Genomic DNA, 16,768 nt, shown 5'->3' on the forward strand with positions numbered 1-16,768 from the left:
AAGAAGGGGTCCAATGGGCGTTCATCTCGGTGGACGCTTGCGGGCACAGCCCGCTAGGCTCAACCGCCGGATGCGGAAAACCGCATGTCCGGTGGTGTGGGAGGGGTGACGGGCGCAATCCCGTCACCCCGACCCGATCGGTAACACCGCGGCCTGTAGGGTCCGCTGTGCGGACCGACGACCGTGCCGATCGCACGGTGGCCGGGTTTATGACCAAGGCCCACTCATCAATGGCAACGACCACAGCACGCGATGGCAACGACTGACGAATCACCCTCGATGCAGGACCAGGAGCGTTTTGAGCGCCTGGGGAGCAATCTCCAGCAGGCGACAGAGTTGCGGCAGCAGATCGAGGAATTGGCGCGGCGCCTGGAACGGCTCGACCGAGACACGGCGCGGCTCCTGGCGGGCTTCGTCGTCCCCGCCTACCGGGACTGGCAGCCGCGTCCGGGCGCTACCGCCTTCTATGTGGACCCCCTGGAGGGCATCTATTTCCAGGTCGTGGTCGTCGAGGTCCGCGGCACCTATGTGCGTACCCGGGCGGCATCGCCGCATCACACCGCTTACTATTCGGTGATGCTCGATCACCCTGCCGACCAATACGAACGGTCGGGCTGCATCGTGCCGCCGGCGCTGTTTGACCTTCTGCGCGACCGGTTGCCCCTGCGGGTGGCGCCCTTCGTCTAGCGTCAGTTCCGGGAACCGTTTACTCAATTGCGTCCGCCGCAGAGTATGAAATAAGTAAGCTGTCCCCGAAACTCCCAGGCCGCACTGTGCCCTATTTTCCGGTATTGCGCCTCCCGATTTCCGCTCTTTACGCGAAGGTCGCTACAGGAACCGGGCGAGTAACGGCTAACGCCTTACGATGCGCCTTCACCCGCTCGATCTCATGCATGGTAGCTGCGGTAAAATATGACTCCCCGCAATTGCCGCAAGAAATTGATGGAATGCCCTCAATAACAAGTAACTTGTCACCTTTTCCAAAACTCCGCGTCACAAGGCGGTGATGGAGATTTGAACTGCCGCAGTAGGCGCAATTCTCAGATGACGTAGACTGTGATGAAGATGAGTTCGCCACTGAAGCCGATCTTGACGACAGCTTCCGCTTCATAGTCTGCGATGCTTCTTCCGTTGACGACGTGCTTCGTTTCATCTGTTTCTCCGTCATGTTGTCGTTCGACAATCCGGCCAGTGAGGACGATGCTTTCCAGGTCAAGGATTGTCAGGTCATCGTCTTCGAGTTCATCTGCTGCGTGATGCGAGACGACGTAGTTCTTTGAGCGAATCAGCTCGCGAAAGATGTCGATCGTGGTCACAAGTTGCGTTTAGCGCCTCCTGGTCACGGCCGCTAATGTTCAAACTGACCGAGAGGCAACGGCCGGATGAACGATTTTTTTTCTCAGTTGGTTGGGCTTAAGTCAGTGACATACGAGCTTGGCCCCTTATCCTCTTAAACCGCGCTCAGGACCGGATGCGTAATTTTGGCATTGGTGCGGTGTCAACCGCGCCGGCCAAGCGTGCGGCTAAAGCCGCACCTACCAATTACGTTTCTCGCACTGGGCGTGGTTTAGCAGCAGGACACATGGGTCAGTCCTCGAGGTCAATATGGTCAAGTTCCTGGGACAGTTTACTCAATAGGGTCTGCCGCGGAGTATGAAATAAGTAAACTGTCCCCGGAATTGCAAGTAAACTGTCCCCGGAATTGCGGCTTAGCCGTTGAGTTCTTCAACGACTGGGACGCCATCTTCCGCGTGCTTGCGCACCCGGAACTGCCGTTGACCAACAACGCGGCCGAGCGTGCGCTGCGCCATTGGGTCATCGCCCGCCGCCTCAGCCATGGCACCCGTACCGCCGTTGGCTCCCGGGCCTTTACCCTGCTGGCCAGTGTCATCGACACCTGTCGGCAACGTCGGCACTCGCCTTGGACCTACCTGGTCAAGGCCATCACTGACCGGCGCCAGGGGTTGTCGTTGGCCCCCCTGCCGCAGGTGGGGGTCTGAACGATTACTCAGGCGTCATTATTAGCACCGAATTGCTCCCGGGCGGATTCGACTATTCTCGCGAACAGCGGATACACGTCGTTAATTTTTTCAAGGGCTTTCCTAACGGGTTCTAGGGCGTCTTCAATGGTGTCGTTGACGTAAGTTTCGGCGAGGAGTTTTGCGTCGATCGTCCAAGGTAAGTGCCACGAGCCTTCTGCGCGATCAAACCGAAAGCCCGCCCTTTCAATACCAGCATATTCCGGTTTCCTATTTATCTGGCGCACGAAATGATTCAATGCACGCCTCGTGGCATTAGGCAATTGAGCACGGTCGAAGCAAAATTTGAAGATAATTCTCGACTGACGTGCAGCCAACAATGCAGTAAGCCATTCCTCATCATCGTCATCAATCACATCAATAGAAAAGTATGCGATCCAATCGCGCTGCTCGCCTGTCTGCCATTGTCCTGGCCCAAAAGAGGTGCCTGAGTCTTCAGTCCAGAATTCAAAGCAGCCATCCCACTCCATGCCTGCTGCCCACGCTTCAATCGTTCGATCAATAGCGGAAAAAACACTTTCGCTCAGTTCGCCGTTGAGCAGTCTCATCGCATCTTCAAGCATCGCAATGTTTTCGATGATCAGGGCTGCTGCTTGTTTGTCACACATTTTCTCACCTTGAAATTACAAAAATGATTGGATGTGCTCGACGAACTGCCGAAGCACGATTTTTGTGAAGCAATCAGGCAGCGTCTCGATCTGCCGTTCGATTGCCTTGATGACATCGCTCCATGAGACTGGAATCAACGGTACATCCGTACCCGCATCTTGATATCGAGAAGGCAATTGCCCGTAGCGAGTCAGGTAGATGACGCCCCAGGGTCGGCCGCGAGCCCTAGCTTTGGCGATTGCCAGATAGCGATCAAGCTGTTTGGCGGTTTCCACAGCGCCGATCTTGATTTCGATGAATAGCAGCAGGCCCTCGCCGTCGATCTCAATGTCGACCCGGCTGTCCTTTTCCCCCAAGGGACAAGATTCGACACGAGTCCAGTAGGGAAGATCGGTCGTTCCCGATTTTGGAAAATCTTTAATATCTGATGGAATACCCTCAAGCAGGGTGGCAAGAATCTTTGCCCCTTGACCATGCGTGCCCCGGCAATCGAGCAGCCATGCCAAAACCTTGCTGTTGCGCAACTCGTTCCACCCTAGACCGCTGACCTCCCAAACATTGATCAATGAACCTTGCGAATGCAGCGCTGCCTGAGCTTGCAAAGCTGGTCGAAAGTCTTCAAAAAAGAGTGTCATTTCGATCACCCGTGCGGCCCAGTCGATGGTAGGCACGGATTGCTTGTGGTCAATCGGGGTGTGTAGTGGTTGCCACGCTGCAAAAAAACGCTGGAGTTGATCGGCTAGTGATTCAGGTATGGGTGTGTCTCGAAATAATGCGTTATGATTCTCGGCCCATGCGGTAAAGAATCGTCCAAGTTGTACGGCAAGCTCCGGAGCAGGTTCGGCAGACGGATTTTCCGGTGCAGTTAAATGAATACAACGCCACGTCGTGAAGAAATCTGCCAATCCAGCCAATGGAGAGACAGGTACAGTCGGAGTCGGCATATTGCAAATCCCCCTTGTTTGCTGCATGAGACAAAGCGCCCGATATCGATACAACTATCTGCTTACGGCTTGGCCCCGGATGGAGCCGACCAGACAATATCCTTATTTCCTCCGCAGAGGAAAAAAAGCGAACGAGGTCCAGGCACGCATTAATTCCTCGGTTCTCAGTTACGAAAGCGTATTGGAGCCTGGCTTCTAAAGCCTCGTCTCAATCATACATCATCGTTACGCTGAACACCCGCTCTGCTGCGCTCATATTTGGGCACCACCAAGGCTCAAACCAGTATCCATCAGCGTCGTCCGGCAGGGCTTCGCCGAATCGGCGCGATATCGCGTCGCGTTCGGCCCACGAAGTGAAAGCGAACCGGGGCGCATTGACCCAGATGTGCGCATAACGGCAGCGATGCGGTGACACGGCCGCGTAGGCAGTGGCGATGGCCGGTCCGGGGTCTTCGGGCGGCGTCCAGCGGACCGCCGTGGTGCGGGCGAACCTGGTCCTGGTCAGCGGTCCCTGTGTATCCGCGAAGTCGTGACTGCTATTGGATTGGAGCATCAGCAGGCCGGGCAGCAGGACAAGGACGATTCCCGTCTGGTCCAGGGTGTTCGCGCCCTGTTGGACCTCAATGACTGGGGCCTGTAATCCCGCACGCCAAGGGTCGTCGTGGCGGATGCCCGAGGCATTGAGTACGACGAGCACACGCAGATAAACGCCGGCCGCAGCCAGAAGACCAGCCCAATGCGTTGCCTCGGCGCGGACTCTTGAATCGGTGGCGTCGAGGATCAGCACGGCGCCTGAGCAGCGTGCCAAGCGCAGGTCGAGCCCGGTGGCGGTGGTGGCGCCACTCGCCAGCCCAGTGCGATACAGGCCAAGGTCGCCTGCCCCGTCTTCGAGATGATGGAACCCGAACAACTCAGGGAATAGCTCTGGGAACCGCGCGGGGATTTGGTCGACGATGCGTCCCCCCGTCTTTCCCAGTCCGATCACCAGCGGCCAGACCCCCCGACCGATTGCAGTGGAGTCGAACGTCGCGGACGACGCCATGGCCAACTGGTCTGGCGTGGCCGAGGCGAGCGACAGCCCCGCATGAGTCGCCAGGGTTTGCGGCAAGCGGTCGAACACTGGCACCAAGGGCCGGACCATCGTGGTCTCGGTCTCGTTGCCGCTGAAACCCAGTGCGTTGCGAAGGTAAAACGCGCCCCCCGCCCCGGCGCCTTGCAGTAATGTACGGCGTTTCATCGCAATATTTCCCCTGTGGTGGTGCGCGCAGCGCCTTCATCGGACGTCAGGGCATGATTAGGCCACAGCTATGCGTCAGAGGTTGTCCGATGCGAGCGTTCGACTGCGGGTGGAAGCAAAACCGGGGATAGACCAGAATGGCAGTAACAATCCCCCGGCAAAGCCGGGGGCTTTCGATCGTGAGCCGCTCAAAGCGGCTACGGGGTCGCTAACGCGGCCCCGCGGTTCTTGGGCCACCTAAAGGTGGCGAACCAGCTCCAGAGGTTGAGCTGCTCGAGTCGCTGGTCCTCCTGCTCTTGGTTCTTGATGTACTCACGAATCGTCGCCTCGTCTCGACCCACCGTCGAGACGAAGTACCCCCGAGCCCAGAAGTGCTGCCCGCGAGTTCCGGGGACCGCGAGTTCCGGGGACCGCGAGTTCCGCGAGTTCCGGGGACAGTTTACTCAATTCGGTATCTGTAAGCTGCGGCGAGATCGACAAACTACCCCCGGATCTCCCGCCCGAAACTCCCGCATCGTTGCCGGATGCGAGTCAAGCCGAATCGGGGTCGGCCGAGACGGGTGCATGCAATGCTCAACCCGCGGGGTTCTGTGCCTTGGCCGATCCCGGCAGCCGTAACAACCGTTCGCTCCGCCACACACGAACGATGCGAACGCGCTGCGCGTCGAGGCGATAGACGATCCGGAAAGGAGGGTGGATCAACTCGCGCAGGAAGGTTTGGCCGAACTCCGGAACGATACGCCCGATGCTCGGGTGGTCGGCGAGCACCTCCACGCGTTCAAAGATTTCAGCGACAAGCCGGTCGCCAACCTCCGGCACCCCTTCGTCGGCGTACCACTCCTGGATGCCCGTCAAGTCGCCGAGTGCGGACTCGGCGAAACTCACCCTGGCGACGGTCACGCCCCTAGGCCACGCCGAACCTGGCCTTGGCATCGGCGAGAGAGACCTCGCGGCCAGTGTCCAAGTCGGCCAATCCCGCGACCACGGCACGCATGAAGGCCCGCTCCTCGGCGGCCTGCTCGTAGTCGGCCACGGACTGCATAACGGCGACTCCGCGCCCTCGGCTGGTGAGCAGCACGGGCCGATGGGCCTCGGCCGCGTGCTTGACCACACGACCAGGATTGACCTTGAGGTCCGCTAACGGGACCACGTCTTCGGAGAATTTCATGCTCATGGACGCCTGTCGCTGGGCTTGGTTGGTGCGGACAGTAGCACCGGTCAAGTGGTCTGCCAAGAAATAGGGGACGGCCAAGAAATAGGAAGAAATAGGGGACGAGGAAGAAATAGGGGACGCGAGGAAGAAATAGGGGACAAGAAATAGGGGACGTACCCTGAGGTATCCCCACGAATCTGCGCGAGACATCAGTAGGTTAGCGGAACCCCTGCGTCAGGGGCTTACCTAGCTACTAAATAACTCTGTATCTATCTGATCGAAATAGACATTTCGTGGGGATACCTCAGGGACGTACCACGATTACTCCGATAGGCCACTTAGCTCGGTGCAGGAGCAGAGACAAGGGTACCGATCGAGCGCGTCGCGGCCGTGCTGCCGGCGCATCCCGATTGGCAGTTTCCGCCGACCGAGACGTTGACCGCACGCACCGCCTGACCAGCGGACTCGCGCGCCCGGGCCGCGTTCGACGTGGTGGAACCATCGACGGTCATCCTTGGGATTCGATCCGAGAAAGCCAATAACCTGGACGCTTGCGATGATGGGCAACCACCGCAATCTGCAAGGCGTCTCCGACGATCCGAAAGAATATGGCGTCCAGATATTCCGCCTCCGCACCGGGCAGGAAGCTGTGCCTCACTTCAGCAATGCCCGTGCCTTGGCCGCAACGGCCTCGCCGGGAATCGCTTGAACCAGGCCAGCATCGCACTCGTCGGCGCGTCGGGCGCTTTCTTCTCCCCATAGACGGTCGAATTCGGCGTCGTTGGGTTCTTCCAGACTCAACAGCAGCTTCTGAGCGAGCGCGGCCCGTTGGTCCAATGGGAATGTGAGCACCGCGGATTCAAGCTGCGAAAACATCATGGTGACACCTCAATAAAATTTGGGGCGACGGATCGTACTGCGCATTACGTCAGTCCGGCGCCCAGGGGGCGAAACTGGGGACGGGCAAAACCGGCGACAGACCACGGTGTCCGGCGGAAACCGGACACCAGATAATAGCGGATAAAAGGGGACGGGATAACAGGGAGTTCAAGTCCGACGCCAGCCGCCTGCTGGCCCGTTTGCACGACGAACCGGGGGTGCTGGTCCTGATCCGGAACGGCCGCGCCAGCGCCGTGGTCCAGGACTACGAGCAGTACCAGGCGGAGCACGAGGGCTTCCTGATGCTCAAGCTGCTGGTCCAGGGCGAGACCGATTGCGCCCAGGGGCGGACCATCGCCCAGGAGGACCTCTTCGGCGACCTACGTCGGGAACTCACCGGCCCCAGAGCAGACGACGCGGTCTAGCCGGCTTTTGCCTTGGCGCTACGTCGGTCGCTCCCAAGCCCGATCGCTACTCGATCGGTGCCCACAGGTCATCCAGTCTGATCGTCACTGCCGCGAACGGCGCAACCGACACCGCTGCTGCGCCGGCGAAGCGTCCGATCTCCCTCCAGGCGCCGCCTTCCAAGGCGTAGGCTTCCAGGATGTGCGCGACCGGATCGAGCAGCCAGGCGTAGGGAACCCCGTACCGCGCGTAGATCGGCATCTTGACCTTGCGGTCTTTGCTCTCGGTCGATGGGGACAGAATTTCGCACACCCAATCCGGCACCACGGTGAAGCGATGGTCGCGCGGAAATCCGGGTAACCGCTCCTTGCGCCATCCGGCCAGGTCCGGAACATCGACTTCGGTGTTGCGTAGGAAGTGCAGTTCGGGTTCCTGAACGATCCACCAGCCGCCGGGACCCCCGCGTCCGCGCTCGAACGGGCCGAGCAGTTCGTAGCCTAGCTCAGACGCGGCAAACACATGCGGGCCGCTCGGGCGCGGCTGGGTGTAAATCTGACCGTTGAGGATTTCCCCGGTCAGTCCTTCCGGCAGGGCTTCAAGCTGTTCATAGAGACTGGGGCGGGTCTTCTGGTGCGCGTGCATGGCTCGGCTTCTCGTACTGGTCGATCTAGCTAAGGTGATTTTCGGGAAGAGATCGACCGACAGGCAGGCAGGTAGGGGCGACTTAAGTCGCCCCTACAGCTCCCCGCGGATCTTGCTCCACCCGCATAACAGACCGGAGATCGAGGTTTCGGCCGAACGCGGGGCCGCCGCCCGCTAAAGCGTCGGCCTCCGGTCGCATCGCCCCCGTCAGCGGAGGTTGAGCCCGCGCGGTCCGAAATCCTTCGGAAATCGCCTAAGCATACCCCGCAGAGAAACCGGAAGAAATCTAAAGCGCCTGGGTTTCACCGGCATGCCGGGGCGTCAGGCGCGAGCGTTGGGGACATCACGGCCGCGTTCGCGGATGGCGTCGCCAGACAGGGAACCGCCCTTTGTGGTTTAATACCGCCCCATGTTTCATCCCCTCCCCCTCTATATCGGCCTGCGCTACACTCGCGCGAAGCGCCGCAACCATTTCATCTCGTTTATCTCGCTGGTCTCCATGCTGGGGATCACGCTCGGCATCATGGCCTTGATCGTGGTGCTGTCGGTGATGAACGGGTTCCACCAGGAGATCCGTGAGCGGATCCTGTCCATGGCCTCCCATGCGACCCTGTCCGACCCTTACGGCGGCGGCATGACCGACTGGCGTGAGGGACTTGCCAAGGTCCGCACCCACGCGGACGTGGTCGGTGCCGCACCGTTCGTGGAGGTGCAGGCGATGCTCGTCGGTCCCTCCAACGTGAGTGGAGCGCTGGTGCGCGGCATCCTGCCGGTCGATGAGGATCAGGTGTCGGACCTGCGCCGCCAGATGGAGAGCGGCTCGGTGGATGATCTGGTCCCCGGCGATTTCCGCATCATCCTCGGTGACGAGCTCGCCGCCTATCTGGGAGTCGGTCCGGGGGACAAGGTCACCGTGGTCACCCCCCAAGTGACCGCCACCCCGATCGGCGTCATGCCGCGGCTCAAGCGGTTCACCGTGAGCGGCATTTTCTCGGTCGGCATGGCGGACTATGACCGCAGCGCGGCCTTCGTCCAGATGGACGACGCGGCCAAGCTGATGGCGCTGGGCGACGGGGTCACCGGCATTCGGCTCAAGCTCACCGACATGTGGGAAGCCCCCCGGATGGCACTGCAGATCGCCGAGGATTTGGGCGGCGTCTATCGCGTGGTCGACTGGACGCAGGTCCACGCCAATTTCTTCCGGGCGCTGGCGATCGAGAAGCGGATGCTGAGCATCATTCTGTTCCTGATCGTCGCGGTGGCTGCCTTCAATATCGTCTCCGCGCTGGTCATGGTGGTCACGGACAAGCGCTCCGACATCGCGGTGCTGCGCACCCTGGGCGCCTCGCCCGGCTCGGTGATGCGCATCTTCATCGTCCAGGGCACCGCCATCGGGCTGATGGGTACTCTGATGGGGGTGATCGTCGGGGTGCTGTTCGCCCTCAATCTCGAATCGATCGTCGGTTTCGTCGAGGCCGCCTTCAACGTGCACTTCCTCGATCCGAACATCTACTACATCAGCGATCTGCCGTCCGAAGTTCATTGGCAGGATGTGGTGCTGATCGCCGGTTCAGCCTTCATCATGTCCGTACTCGCGACCCTGTACCCAGCCTGGCGGGCGGCCAACACCCAGCCGGCCGAGGCGCTGCGTTATGAATAACCCGCTGCACGGCGAGGACGGCGCTCCGGCCCTGGACATCGAAGGGCTCGGGAAGATCTTCAGCGAAGGTCCCCAGGAAGTCGAAGTGTTGCGCGGGGTGAACCTGCGGGTCGAGTCCGGCGCCCGGGTCGCCATCGTCGGCTCATCGGGCTCCGGCAAGAGCACCCTGCTGCACTGCATCGGCGGGCTTGACCGGCCCACCGCCGGACGGGTCAGTTGGCTGGGCCAGGACATCGGGCACCTCTCGGAGGCGCGGCGCGGGCGCTTGCGCAACCGGCATCTGGGCTTCGTCTATCAGTTTCACCATCTGCTGCCGGAGTTCACCGCCGTCGAGAACGTGGCCATGCCGCTGCTGATCGGCGGCGCGTCGCCGGCCGAGGCGCGGGCCAAGGCCGAGGCGATCCTCGCGCGAGTCGGGCTGACGCAGCGCGGCACCCACAAGCCATCCGAGCTCTCCGGCGGCGAACGCCAGCGGGCGGCCATCGCCCGCGCCCTGGTGACCCGGCCGGCCTGCCTGCTGGCGGACGAACCAACCGGCAATTTGGATCGCCATACGGCGGGTCAGGTTTACGAACTGATGCTGGAACTGAATGCGGCGATCGGCACCGCGCTGGTGATCGTCACCCATGACCTGAGCCTGGCCGGACGCATGGATCAGATCTGGCGGTTGGACGACGGCGTGCTGACCGCGGGCGCGGTCAACGCCTGATAGCGCAGTCTGCGCCGCCGGATCGCGCGCACCAGATACCAATGCCACAGCAAGCGCACGCCGAAGTAGCCCAGGATGCTGCATCCCGTGGCGCAGACCAACATGCCGAGCCCGAGCGGCGCCATCACCTCGACCCAGTTGTGCCAGTCGGCCCAGAAGCCCAGATCGAACCCCTTGGGTGAACTGCCCAGCAGCCAACTGCCCACCAGATAGGCAAAATAGAACATCGGCGGGATGGTCACGGGGTTGGTTATCCACACCAGCGCCACCGCGAGCGGCAGGTTCACCCGCACCACGATGGCCGCCGCCGCGGCCAGACCCATCTGGCCGATGGGCGGCATGTACATCATGAAAAAACCCACGGCGAAGGCGCCGGCGGCGGACCGCCGGTTGAGGTACCACAGATTGGGATCATGCAGCAGCTTGCCGAACACGGACAACCAGCGGTTCTCCCGGAGGGTCCGCGGAGCGGGCATGATGCGCTTCAGCCATTTTTTCACGGCGCGGTCCCGTCTGATGACTCGTGATAAATCGGTCGCGGATGATTGCGCGGGTCAAACCGACCGGTCCTGCGGCGATGGTACCCATTCACTGTGACGGATGCGCTAGACTCAGGCCGATATCAACGTCACAGGACGTGATCCATGCCGGCCAATCCCCCACCGCCGCGCCTCAACGGTCAGCAACAGCCGCCGCCTGCAACGCAGACGCGACCCAACCTGGCCCGCTTGGGGCTGGCCTTCGCGGTCGGGATCGGCTGCTTCTATCTGTCGCCGGCCATGCCTCCGATCTGGACCACTGCCGCGCTCGGCGTTCTGGCGATCATACTGGGTCTTTTCAAGCAACCCAACGTCTGTCGCCCGCTGGCCGCACTCTGCGTCGGTCTTCTCTATGCCCAGATTCACACCGCGCTGCAACTCGCCAACCCTTTTCCTGACGCGCTCGCCCGCACACCGATCACCATCGAGGGACGCATCGCCTCGTTGCCCACCGATCTGGACCTGGGCCGCCGTTTCCTCTTTGATGTCGAGCAGGCCAGCGCCGACGGCCAACCACTGCCCTTCACCGGTCTGGTGCGCATCTCCTGGTACGAGGATGCGCCGCGCCTGCGCGCCGGCGAGCGCTGGCGCCTGCCGGTGCGGCTCAAACCGCGCCACGGCTTCGCCAACCCCGGCGGATTCGACTTCGAGCGCTGGCTGTTCGCCCAGGGAATCAAGGCCACCGGCAGCGTCCGCCGCGGCGCGGGCGCCGAGCGACTTGATGCGGGACCCGGTCCTTACCGGCTGACGCGCGCCCGCCAGAACCTCAATGACCATCTGGCCGCGGTGCTGGGCGAGGCCCGCGCCCTGCCCCTGGTCCAGGCCCTGGTGACCGGCGACCAGTCCGGCTTCGAGCGCGACGACTGGGAGGCCATGACCCGCACCGGCACCAGCCATCTGGTGGCCATCTCGGGGCTGAACCTGGGGTTGATCGCAGCGGTTGCCTTCTTTCTCATCCGTTGGGTCTGGTCGCGCCGGCCGCGGCTCGCTCTCGCGCTGGCCGCACCCCGTGCGGCGGCGATCGGCGCCTTCCTCGCCGCCTTGGCCTACGCCGCCCTGGCCGGCTTCTCGGTGTCGACTCAGCGCGCCCTGATCATGGCCGCCGTGGTCTTCGCGGTCCTGTTCTGGGAGCGGACACCGCGTCACTGGCACGCCCTCATCCTGGCCCTGATCGCGGTCCTGATCGTCGACCCCAGGGCGGTGCTGGCCTACGGTTTCTGGCTGTCCTTCGCCGCGGTGGCGGTGCTGCTGTTCAATCTCGGTCAGCGCCTCCCCCGCCGCGACCCCTGGAGCCGTTGGGGACGGGCGCAATGGGCGGTCGCGCTGGGCTTGCTGCCGCTCTTGTTACTCCAGTTCGGCCGCGCTTCCGCCATCGCGCCGCTGGTGAATCTGGTGGCCGAACCACTCTTCACCCTGCTGCTGTTTCCGCTGGTGTTGGCGACCGCCCTGCTGAGTCTGGTGCCCGGACTGAGCCTGCCGCTGATCCTGACCGCGCAGTTGCTCGACTGGTGCCTGACGGCCCTGGCCTGGATCGCCGCCTTTCCCTGGGCGGCCTTCGCCCCGCCCCTGGGTCCGCACTGGGTCTGGCCCTTCGCCTTTCTCGGGGCGGCGCTGTTGCTCGCCCCGCGCGGCCTGCCGGGGCGCTGGCTGGGGCTGCCGCTGTTGCTGCCGCTGGCCCTGGTCCGGCCGGCGGCGCCCGGTCCGGGCGAAGTCTGGTTCACGCTGCTGGATGTTGGTCAGGGACTCAGCGCGGTGGTCCGCACCCAGGCGGGCACCCTGGTCTACGATGCCGGCCCCAGCTACCCCAGCGGCTTCAGCACGGGCGCGGTCGTGGTCGCGCCCTTTCTGGCCGCGCAAGGCCTCGCCCAGGTGGACATCCTGGTACTGAGTCACGCCGATCGGGATCATGCCGGCGGGGCGGCGGGGCTCATGGACCGAATCCCCGTGCGGCGGGTGCTCAGCGGTGAGCCCGCGGCCTTGACGTTATCGGGGGCCGAACACTGCCGGGCGGGTGACGGCTGGGACTGGTCCGGAGTGCATTTTGAGTTCCTGCACCCACCGGCGCCGCAAGCCGGAGTGAAGGCACTCACAGGCAACGACGCCTCTTGCGTCCTGCGGATCGCAACCGCGGGACGCGCGATCCTGCTGACCGGGGACGTCGGTACCGGCATCGAGTCACGCCTGGTCGAGCAATACGGCACCGGCCTGGCTGCCGATGTATTGGTCGCCGGACACCACGGCAGTTCGACCTCGACCGGGGCCGCGCTCCTGGATACGGTCAATCCCCGGCTGGTGCTCTTCGCCGCCGGCTATGCCAATCCATTCGGATTCCCGAATAAGGCGGTTGCGGAACGCATTGCCACCCGCGCGATACCCACGCTCGATACGGGTATCACCGGCGCGATCGAATTACGGCTGGGCGCCGAAGGTTCACTCGCTGGACCCTGGCTCTGGCGCGATCGATCACGTCGGATTTGGACGCACGTCGCTACCGGTGCGCGCCGGGAGGAAGCGCCCTCTCCGCGTCTGCGGGATCAGTATCGGCAGTGATCGGAGCCGCATCGAACGGCTGGAGCATCTGCTCGCGCTCCGCGGCGCTAAGGCCGGATTGCTCAAGACTGGCGGCGAAGTCGCTCCTGAGATCGTCGTCACTGCGCTCCGGCGGATTGATCTCAGAGAGTTCAATGTCATCCATCGCCGCTTCCTCAATCACCCCTTTCATTTCACGGAAATGCGCGATCTGCTCTTGACTTGCACCGCCCAACTCCAAGCCTTGAATCATCGCGTCCAACTGCTTCAGGCTGGCGTCCCTGGCCTCGATCTGCTGGGTAATGAGATCGGCCCGGTCCTGCGGTGTCAATACCCATCCAGGCGGCTGGAACCGGTTTACATCAGGTGCGGCGTCTATTCGGCTTTGCTGCTCTCCGAGCCCCGCGCGCGCTGCCATGGAGACGCTTTGGGCTGGCGCATCGGACCCCGCTGAACGACCCGCGGGGCCACCCCCTGGCGGTTGATTGGCGGGGGCCGCTGCCGCTGCCGGGCGACTGGCTGTCGTCGACTCAGCGGTTTCAGTCCCAACGCCGGTGTAGCGGCCGGTCAGGAATCCCGCACCGAAGATGATCAGGGCACCACTCAGAATCATCGTGTGTCGTATCATGGATGCGATCTCTCAACAGCCGCGCGAATGTTGAGACACTCACGTTGAACGAGCCTATCGGTTTCGCTCGTATCAGATATTCACATCTCATTCAGGGAAACGTGGCAACTCAGCGTCGCCGTCCGTGGCACCGGCGTCAATCGCACTGATCGCCCGCGACGCGCAAGCGCAACACGACCAAGCGGTTTTGTTCTGCATCCGTGCTGCAATCCGCGACGACATCCGGCGGCGCTGTACCCACCGCAGGCCCTAATTCGCGTACAGATAAGTTACCGTGCCGCCGTACCGATAACTGCCGGCTGCCGGCCACGAGGCATTGCTGCAAACCAGGTAGACATTCTTGTGCAGATTCGCAACGATTGCTCTGGCGAGTTCCGGATCGGTGGTGCTGCAGGAAAAAACGTAAGCCGGCACTGCCAAGAAATCGCTCGGACTAACGTAGATATAAGTGGTCGTCGAATCCGCGTAGACCATTTCGACCGGACCGCTGGTCACCGCCGCAGTTGCGATACCAGCGCCAACGAGCCCGGCAACGGCCAGAAGCGAAGACTGCACCAGTTTCTGCGTATTCATCATGATCACTCCGATTTATCTGGGACTGATGAGCGATACTGCATACTCAGGTTCGGCGTCAGAAGCTGAGCCTTGCAGTCAAGTATATTCGACAAATCCCGGATGTCAAGGAACCGATCAAACTGAATAATGCGTCATTTCCATTGAAATACTACTACATTCTGCTCATTCTGTTATTCCCGTTTCCATCACTTCTCTAATGGCATAAGAGAATAATGCATTAAAAAAATAAGGAAATAACCGGCGCAGCAGATCACATAGTACGATCATCGCGGAACATCATGCGAGCACCTCAGTCCCGCCCAGATAGGGCCGCAAGGCCTCCGGTACCCCGATCCGCCCATCCGCCTGCTGGTAGTTCTCCAGCACCGCCACCAGAGTCCGGCCGACCGCCAGTCCGGACCCGTTCAGCGTATGCAGCAGCTCCGGTTTGCCGGTCTCGGGATTACGCCAGCGCGCCTGCAGGCGGCGCGCCTGGAAGTCGCCGAAGTTGCTGCACGAGGAAATCTCGCGATAGGTCTGCTGACCGGGCAGCCAGACTTCCAGGTCATAGGTCTTGCGCGACGAAAAGCCCAGATCCCCGGTGCACAGGGTCACCACCCGGTAGGGCAGCCCCAGCCGCTGCAGCACCGTCTCGGCATGACCGGTGAGCGCCTCGTGCGCCTGGGCCGACTCCGCGGGCGGCACCGCCTGCACCAGCTCCACCTTCTCGAACTGATGCTGACGGATCATGCCGCGCGTGTCCTTGCCGTAGGAGCCGGCCTCGCTGCGGAAACACGGCGTATGGGCCACCCATTTGCGCGGCATGGCGTCCGCCTCCACGATGACATCGCGCACCAGATTGGTCACCGGCACCTCGGCGGTGGGGATCAGATAGAAGGACTTCTCACCCGGCACCTTGAACAGATCGGCCTCGAACTTGGGCAACTGACCGGTACCGTAAAGGCTCTCCGCGTTGACCAGATAAGGGACATAGACCTCGGTGTAACCGTGCTCACGGGTATGCAGATCGAGCATGAACTGGATCAGCGCCCGCTGCATCCGCGCCAGGGGTCCGGACAGCACCACGAAACGCGCGCCCGACACCTTGGACGCGGCGTCGAAATCCATCCAGCTCAGCGCCGTCCCCAGGTCGACATGATCCTTGGGGGCGAAGTCGAAGCGGGTCGGCTCGCCCCAGCGGCGCTCCTCGCGGTTGGCGTGCTCATCCCGGCCGTCCGGGACGCTGGCATCCGGCAGGTTCGGCAGACTCAGCGCGATCTCGGTCAATTCCTGCTGAATGGCATTGAGCCGCTCCTCCGCCGACTTGAGCCCTTCGCCCAGATCCGCCACCGCCGCCAGCAGGGGCGCCGTGTCCTCCCCCGCCGCCTTGGCCCGGCCGATCGCCTTGGAGCGCGTGTTGCGTTCGTTCTGCAGCTCCTGCACCCGCACCTGCAAGCCCTTGCGTTCACCCTCCAGGGCGTCGAGACGGGCGGTATCCAACTGCAACCCGCGGCGGGCCAGTTGAGCGGCGACCAGATCCAGGTCGGTACGAAGCAGGCGGGGGTCTAACACGGGAAGTCACCAATCTTGGCAGGAGAAAGCAGGAGGCCGGAGTTGCGCGGCCGATGTCGGGGTGAATTCTACACCGGGCGGCCGGGCCGGAACCGGAGTCCGATCGGTGTAGGTTGGGGTGAGGAACGAACCCCAACATGTCCACCCGTTGATGGTTGAATGTTGGGGTTCCTTCGTCACCCCAACCTACGCCCTGCGGTCCGCGGCCTCACCGCGCGGTCATCCGCACCGCCGCGAAGCGTTCGGAACCCGGATTGGTCCACAGGTGTCACAGATGTCCACCGATGAAGAAGAAAAATCTGTGTTCATCTGTGACACCTGTGGATCGGATTTCCGCCCCGTGCCTCGGCGAACGCTGACCGGAACAATGATTAAGCGCGATCCGTGTAGGTTGGGGTGAGGAACGAACCCCAACATGGCCGCCCGCCGATAGTTGGATGTTGGGGTTCCTGCGTCACCCCCAACCTACGCCCTGGAGTCCAGGGCACTTTCGTGGAAGCCGCAAAGTGCCCCCGTGGGAGCGGCCTCCGGCCGCGACGGGGCCGCGCCTGATTTCGTTGCGTCGGCGTTCATCACCGCCCACCGTCGCGGCCGGAGGCCGCTCCCACGCAAGACGTTCATGTCGCGTGCGCCCGCCGCTGCCACACCAGCGTCCGGTTGTTGACCGG

General features: G+C 62.4%; 18 protein-coding genes and 2 pseudogenes. 6 read left to right on the forward strand and 14 right to left on the reverse strand.

Features of this window, described 5'->3' with window-relative positions; all coding sequences use genetic code 11:
- Window positions 1-252: 252 nt before the first annotated feature.
- A complete protein-coding gene (locus QZY03_RS31765; protein WP_295588476.1) occupies window positions 253-687 on the forward strand; it encodes a hypothetical protein in 435 nt (144 codons plus the stop codon).
- A gap of 127 nt (window positions 688-814) precedes the next feature.
- Here the strand turns inward: QZY03_RS31765 and QZY03_RS32335 are convergent, their stop codons facing one another.
- Together QZY03_RS32335 and QZY03_RS31770 are read right to left on the reverse strand one after the other, a co-directional pair.
- Complete coding sequence (locus QZY03_RS32335) at window positions 815-1,153, reverse strand: type II toxin-antitoxin system MqsA family antitoxin (protein WP_366935557.1); 339 nt, start codon at window positions 1,151-1,153, stop codon at window positions 815-817.
- Entirely contained in the window at window positions 1,041-1,316 is a 276-nt protein-coding gene (locus tag QZY03_RS31770; RefSeq protein WP_295588478.1) for a DUF4258 domain-containing protein, read from the reverse strand. Before QZY03_RS31770 ends, QZY03_RS32335 begins: the two co-directional genes overlap by 113 nt.
- A gap of 393 nt (window positions 1,317-1,709) precedes the next feature.
- Between QZY03_RS31770 and QZY03_RS31775 the strand changes: the two are divergent.
- Window positions 1,710-2,000 (forward strand): annotated as a pseudogene (locus tag QZY03_RS31775) (transposase); the annotation flags it as partial.
- An 8-nt stretch (window positions 2,001-2,008) separates the two neighbouring features.
- On the opposite strand, the gene QZY03_RS31780 reads toward QZY03_RS31775, so the two are convergent.
- The 7 genes and pseudogenes from QZY03_RS31780 to QZY03_RS31810 form a co-directional block, all read right to left on the reverse strand.
- Complete coding sequence (locus QZY03_RS31780) at window positions 2,009-2,647, reverse strand: hypothetical protein (protein WP_295588480.1); 639 nt, start codon at window positions 2,645-2,647, stop codon at window positions 2,009-2,011.
- Between the two features lie 15 nt (window positions 2,648-2,662).
- Window positions 2,663-3,592 carry a PD-(D/E)XK nuclease family protein gene (locus tag QZY03_RS31785; RefSeq protein WP_295588482.1) on the reverse strand — a complete coding sequence of 310 codons (930 nt, stop codon included), beginning with the start codon at window positions 3,590-3,592 and terminating at the stop codon, window positions 2,663-2,665.
- A 208-nt stretch (window positions 3,593-3,800) separates the two neighbouring features.
- Window positions 3,801-4,829: a hypothetical protein gene (locus QZY03_RS31790; protein WP_295588485.1), complete on the reverse strand. Its 1,029-nt coding sequence runs from the start codon at window positions 4,827-4,829 to the stop codon at window positions 3,801-3,803.
- 197 nt (window positions 4,830-5,026) lie between these two features.
- Window positions 5,027-5,209, reverse strand: a pseudogene (locus QZY03_RS31795) (transposase); the annotation flags it as partial.
- Between the two features lie 193 nt (window positions 5,210-5,402).
- Window positions 5,403-5,762, reverse strand: coding sequence for a type II toxin-antitoxin system RelE/ParE family toxin (locus tag QZY03_RS31800; protein WP_295588488.1), 360 nt, complete (start codon window positions 5,760-5,762; stop codon window positions 5,403-5,405).
- Entirely contained in the window at window positions 5,734-6,003 is a 270-nt protein-coding gene (locus QZY03_RS31805) for a type II toxin-antitoxin system Phd/YefM family antitoxin (RefSeq protein WP_295588491.1), read from the reverse strand. The genes QZY03_RS31800 and QZY03_RS31805 overlap by 29 nt, the downstream gene beginning before the upstream one ends.
- A gap of 633 nt (window positions 6,004-6,636) precedes the next feature.
- Window positions 6,637-6,861: an addiction module protein gene (locus QZY03_RS31810; RefSeq protein WP_295588494.1), complete on the reverse strand. Its 225-nt coding sequence runs from the start codon at window positions 6,859-6,861 to the stop codon at window positions 6,637-6,639.
- Window positions 6,862-7,061: 200 nt separating this feature from the next.
- Between QZY03_RS31810 and QZY03_RS31815 the strand changes: the two genes are divergently transcribed.
- Window positions 7,062-7,286, forward strand: a complete 225-nt coding sequence (locus tag QZY03_RS31815) for a type II toxin-antitoxin system Phd/YefM family antitoxin (RefSeq protein WP_295588496.1) — start codon at window positions 7,062-7,064, stop codon at window positions 7,284-7,286.
- Window positions 7,287-7,332: 46 nt separating this feature from the next.
- On the opposite strand, the gene QZY03_RS31820 is transcribed toward QZY03_RS31815, so the two are convergent.
- The gene (locus QZY03_RS31820; protein WP_295588498.1) at window positions 7,333-7,908 is read right to left on the reverse strand and encodes a Uma2 family endonuclease; all 576 of its coding nucleotides are present in this window, start codon (window positions 7,906-7,908) and stop codon (window positions 7,333-7,335) included.
- 409 nt (window positions 7,909-8,317) lie between these two features.
- On the opposite strand from QZY03_RS31820, the gene QZY03_RS31825 reads away from it, so the two are divergent.
- The gene (locus QZY03_RS31825) at window positions 8,318-9,568 is read left to right on the forward strand and encodes a lipoprotein-releasing ABC transporter permease subunit (RefSeq protein ID WP_295588500.1); all 1,251 of its coding nucleotides are present in this window, start codon (window positions 8,318-8,320) and stop codon (window positions 9,566-9,568) included.
- Complete coding sequence (lolD, locus tag QZY03_RS31830) at window positions 9,561-10,277, forward strand: lipoprotein-releasing ABC transporter ATP-binding protein LolD (protein WP_295588503.1); 717 nt, start codon at window positions 9,561-9,563, stop codon at window positions 10,275-10,277. The genes QZY03_RS31825 and lolD overlap by 8 nt, the downstream gene beginning before the upstream one ends.
- On the opposite strand, the gene QZY03_RS31835 is transcribed toward lolD, so the two are convergent.
- The gene (locus QZY03_RS31835; RefSeq protein WP_295588505.1) at window positions 10,223-10,777 is read right to left on the reverse strand and encodes a DUF2062 domain-containing protein; all 555 of its coding nucleotides are present in this window, start codon (window positions 10,775-10,777) and stop codon (window positions 10,223-10,225) included. The genes lolD and QZY03_RS31835 overlap by 55 nt on opposite strands.
- 144 nt (window positions 10,778-10,921) lie before the next feature.
- Between QZY03_RS31835 and QZY03_RS31840 the strand changes: the two genes are divergently transcribed.
- Window positions 10,922-13,366 carry a DNA internalization-related competence protein ComEC/Rec2 gene (locus QZY03_RS31840; RefSeq protein ID WP_295588508.1) on the forward strand — a complete coding sequence of 815 codons (2,445 nt, stop codon included), beginning with the start codon at window positions 10,922-10,924 and terminating at the stop codon, window positions 13,364-13,366.
- Here the strand turns inward: QZY03_RS31840 and QZY03_RS31845 are convergent.
- From QZY03_RS31845 to serS, 3 genes are all read right to left on the reverse strand, one after another.
- Window positions 13,305-13,763 carry a hypothetical protein gene (locus QZY03_RS31845; RefSeq protein ID WP_295588510.1) on the reverse strand — a complete coding sequence of 153 codons (459 nt, stop codon included), beginning with the start codon at window positions 13,761-13,763 and terminating at the stop codon, window positions 13,305-13,307. The two genes, QZY03_RS31840 and QZY03_RS31845, sit on opposite strands and share 62 nt — an antisense overlap.
- Before the next feature lie 459 nt (window positions 13,764-14,222).
- On the reverse strand, window positions 14,223-14,549 hold the full coding sequence (locus QZY03_RS31850) for a hypothetical protein (protein WP_295588512.1): 327 nt from the start codon (window positions 14,547-14,549) through the stop codon (window positions 14,223-14,225).
- Between the two features lie 276 nt (window positions 14,550-14,825).
- Window positions 14,826-16,100 carry a serine--tRNA ligase gene (serS, locus tag QZY03_RS31855; RefSeq protein ID WP_295588514.1) on the reverse strand — a complete coding sequence of 425 codons (1,275 nt, stop codon included), beginning with the start codon at window positions 16,098-16,100 and terminating at the stop codon, window positions 14,826-14,828.
- Window positions 16,101-16,768: the final 668 nt, after the last annotated feature.

The organism is uncultured Lamprocystis sp., assembly GCF_903933125.1.
Classification (GTDB): Bacteria; Pseudomonadota; Gammaproteobacteria; order Chromatiales; family Chromatiaceae; genus Thiodictyon.

What these genes read in the sequence shown, in the direction of transcription:
- QZY03_RS31765 (WP_295588476.1), top strand. Translation starts at nt 253, where the DNA reads ATGGCAACGACTGACGAATCACCCTCGATGCAGGACCAGGAGCGTTTT.
- QZY03_RS32335 (WP_366935557.1), bottom strand. Translation starts at nt 1,153, where the DNA reads ATGAAACGAAGCACGTCGTCAACGGAAGAAGCATCGCAGACTATGAAG.
- QZY03_RS31780 (WP_295588480.1), bottom strand. Translation starts at nt 2,647, where the DNA reads ATGTGTGACAAACAAGCAGCAGCCCTGATCATCGAAAACATTGCGATG.
- QZY03_RS31785 (WP_295588482.1), bottom strand. Translation starts at nt 3,592, where the DNA reads ATGCCGACTCCGACTGTACCTGTCTCTCCATTGGCTGGATTGGCAGAT.
- QZY03_RS31790 (WP_295588485.1), bottom strand. Translation starts at nt 4,829, where the DNA reads ATGAAACGCCGTACATTACTGCAAGGCGCCGGGGCGGGGGGCGCGTTT.
- QZY03_RS31800 (WP_295588488.1), bottom strand. Translation starts at nt 5,762, where the DNA reads ATGCCAAGGCCAGGTTCGGCGTGGCCTAGGGGCGTGACCGTCGCCAGG.
- QZY03_RS31805 (WP_295588491.1), bottom strand. Translation starts at nt 6,003, where the DNA reads ATGAGCATGAAATTCTCCGAAGACGTGGTCCCGTTAGCGGACCTCAAG.
- QZY03_RS31810 (WP_295588494.1), bottom strand. Translation starts at nt 6,861, where the DNA reads ATGATGTTTTCGCAGCTTGAATCCGCGGTGCTCACATTCCCATTGGAC.
- QZY03_RS31820 (WP_295588498.1), bottom strand. Translation starts at nt 7,908, where the DNA reads ATGCACGCGCACCAGAAGACCCGCCCCAGTCTCTATGAACAGCTTGAA.
- QZY03_RS31825 (WP_295588500.1), top strand. Translation starts at nt 8,318, where the DNA reads ATGTTTCATCCCCTCCCCCTCTATATCGGCCTGCGCTACACTCGCGCG.
- lolD (WP_295588503.1), top strand. Translation starts at nt 9,561, where the DNA reads ATGAATAACCCGCTGCACGGCGAGGACGGCGCTCCGGCCCTGGACATC.
- QZY03_RS31840 (WP_295588508.1), top strand. Translation starts at nt 10,922, where the DNA reads ATGCCGGCCAATCCCCCACCGCCGCGCCTCAACGGTCAGCAACAGCCG.
- QZY03_RS31845 (WP_295588510.1), bottom strand. Translation starts at nt 13,763, where the DNA reads ATGGCAGCGCGCGCGGGGCTCGGAGAGCAGCAAAGCCGAATAGACGCC.
- QZY03_RS31850 (WP_295588512.1), bottom strand. Translation starts at nt 14,549, where the DNA reads ATGATGAATACGCAGAAACTGGTGCAGTCTTCGCTTCTGGCCGTTGCC.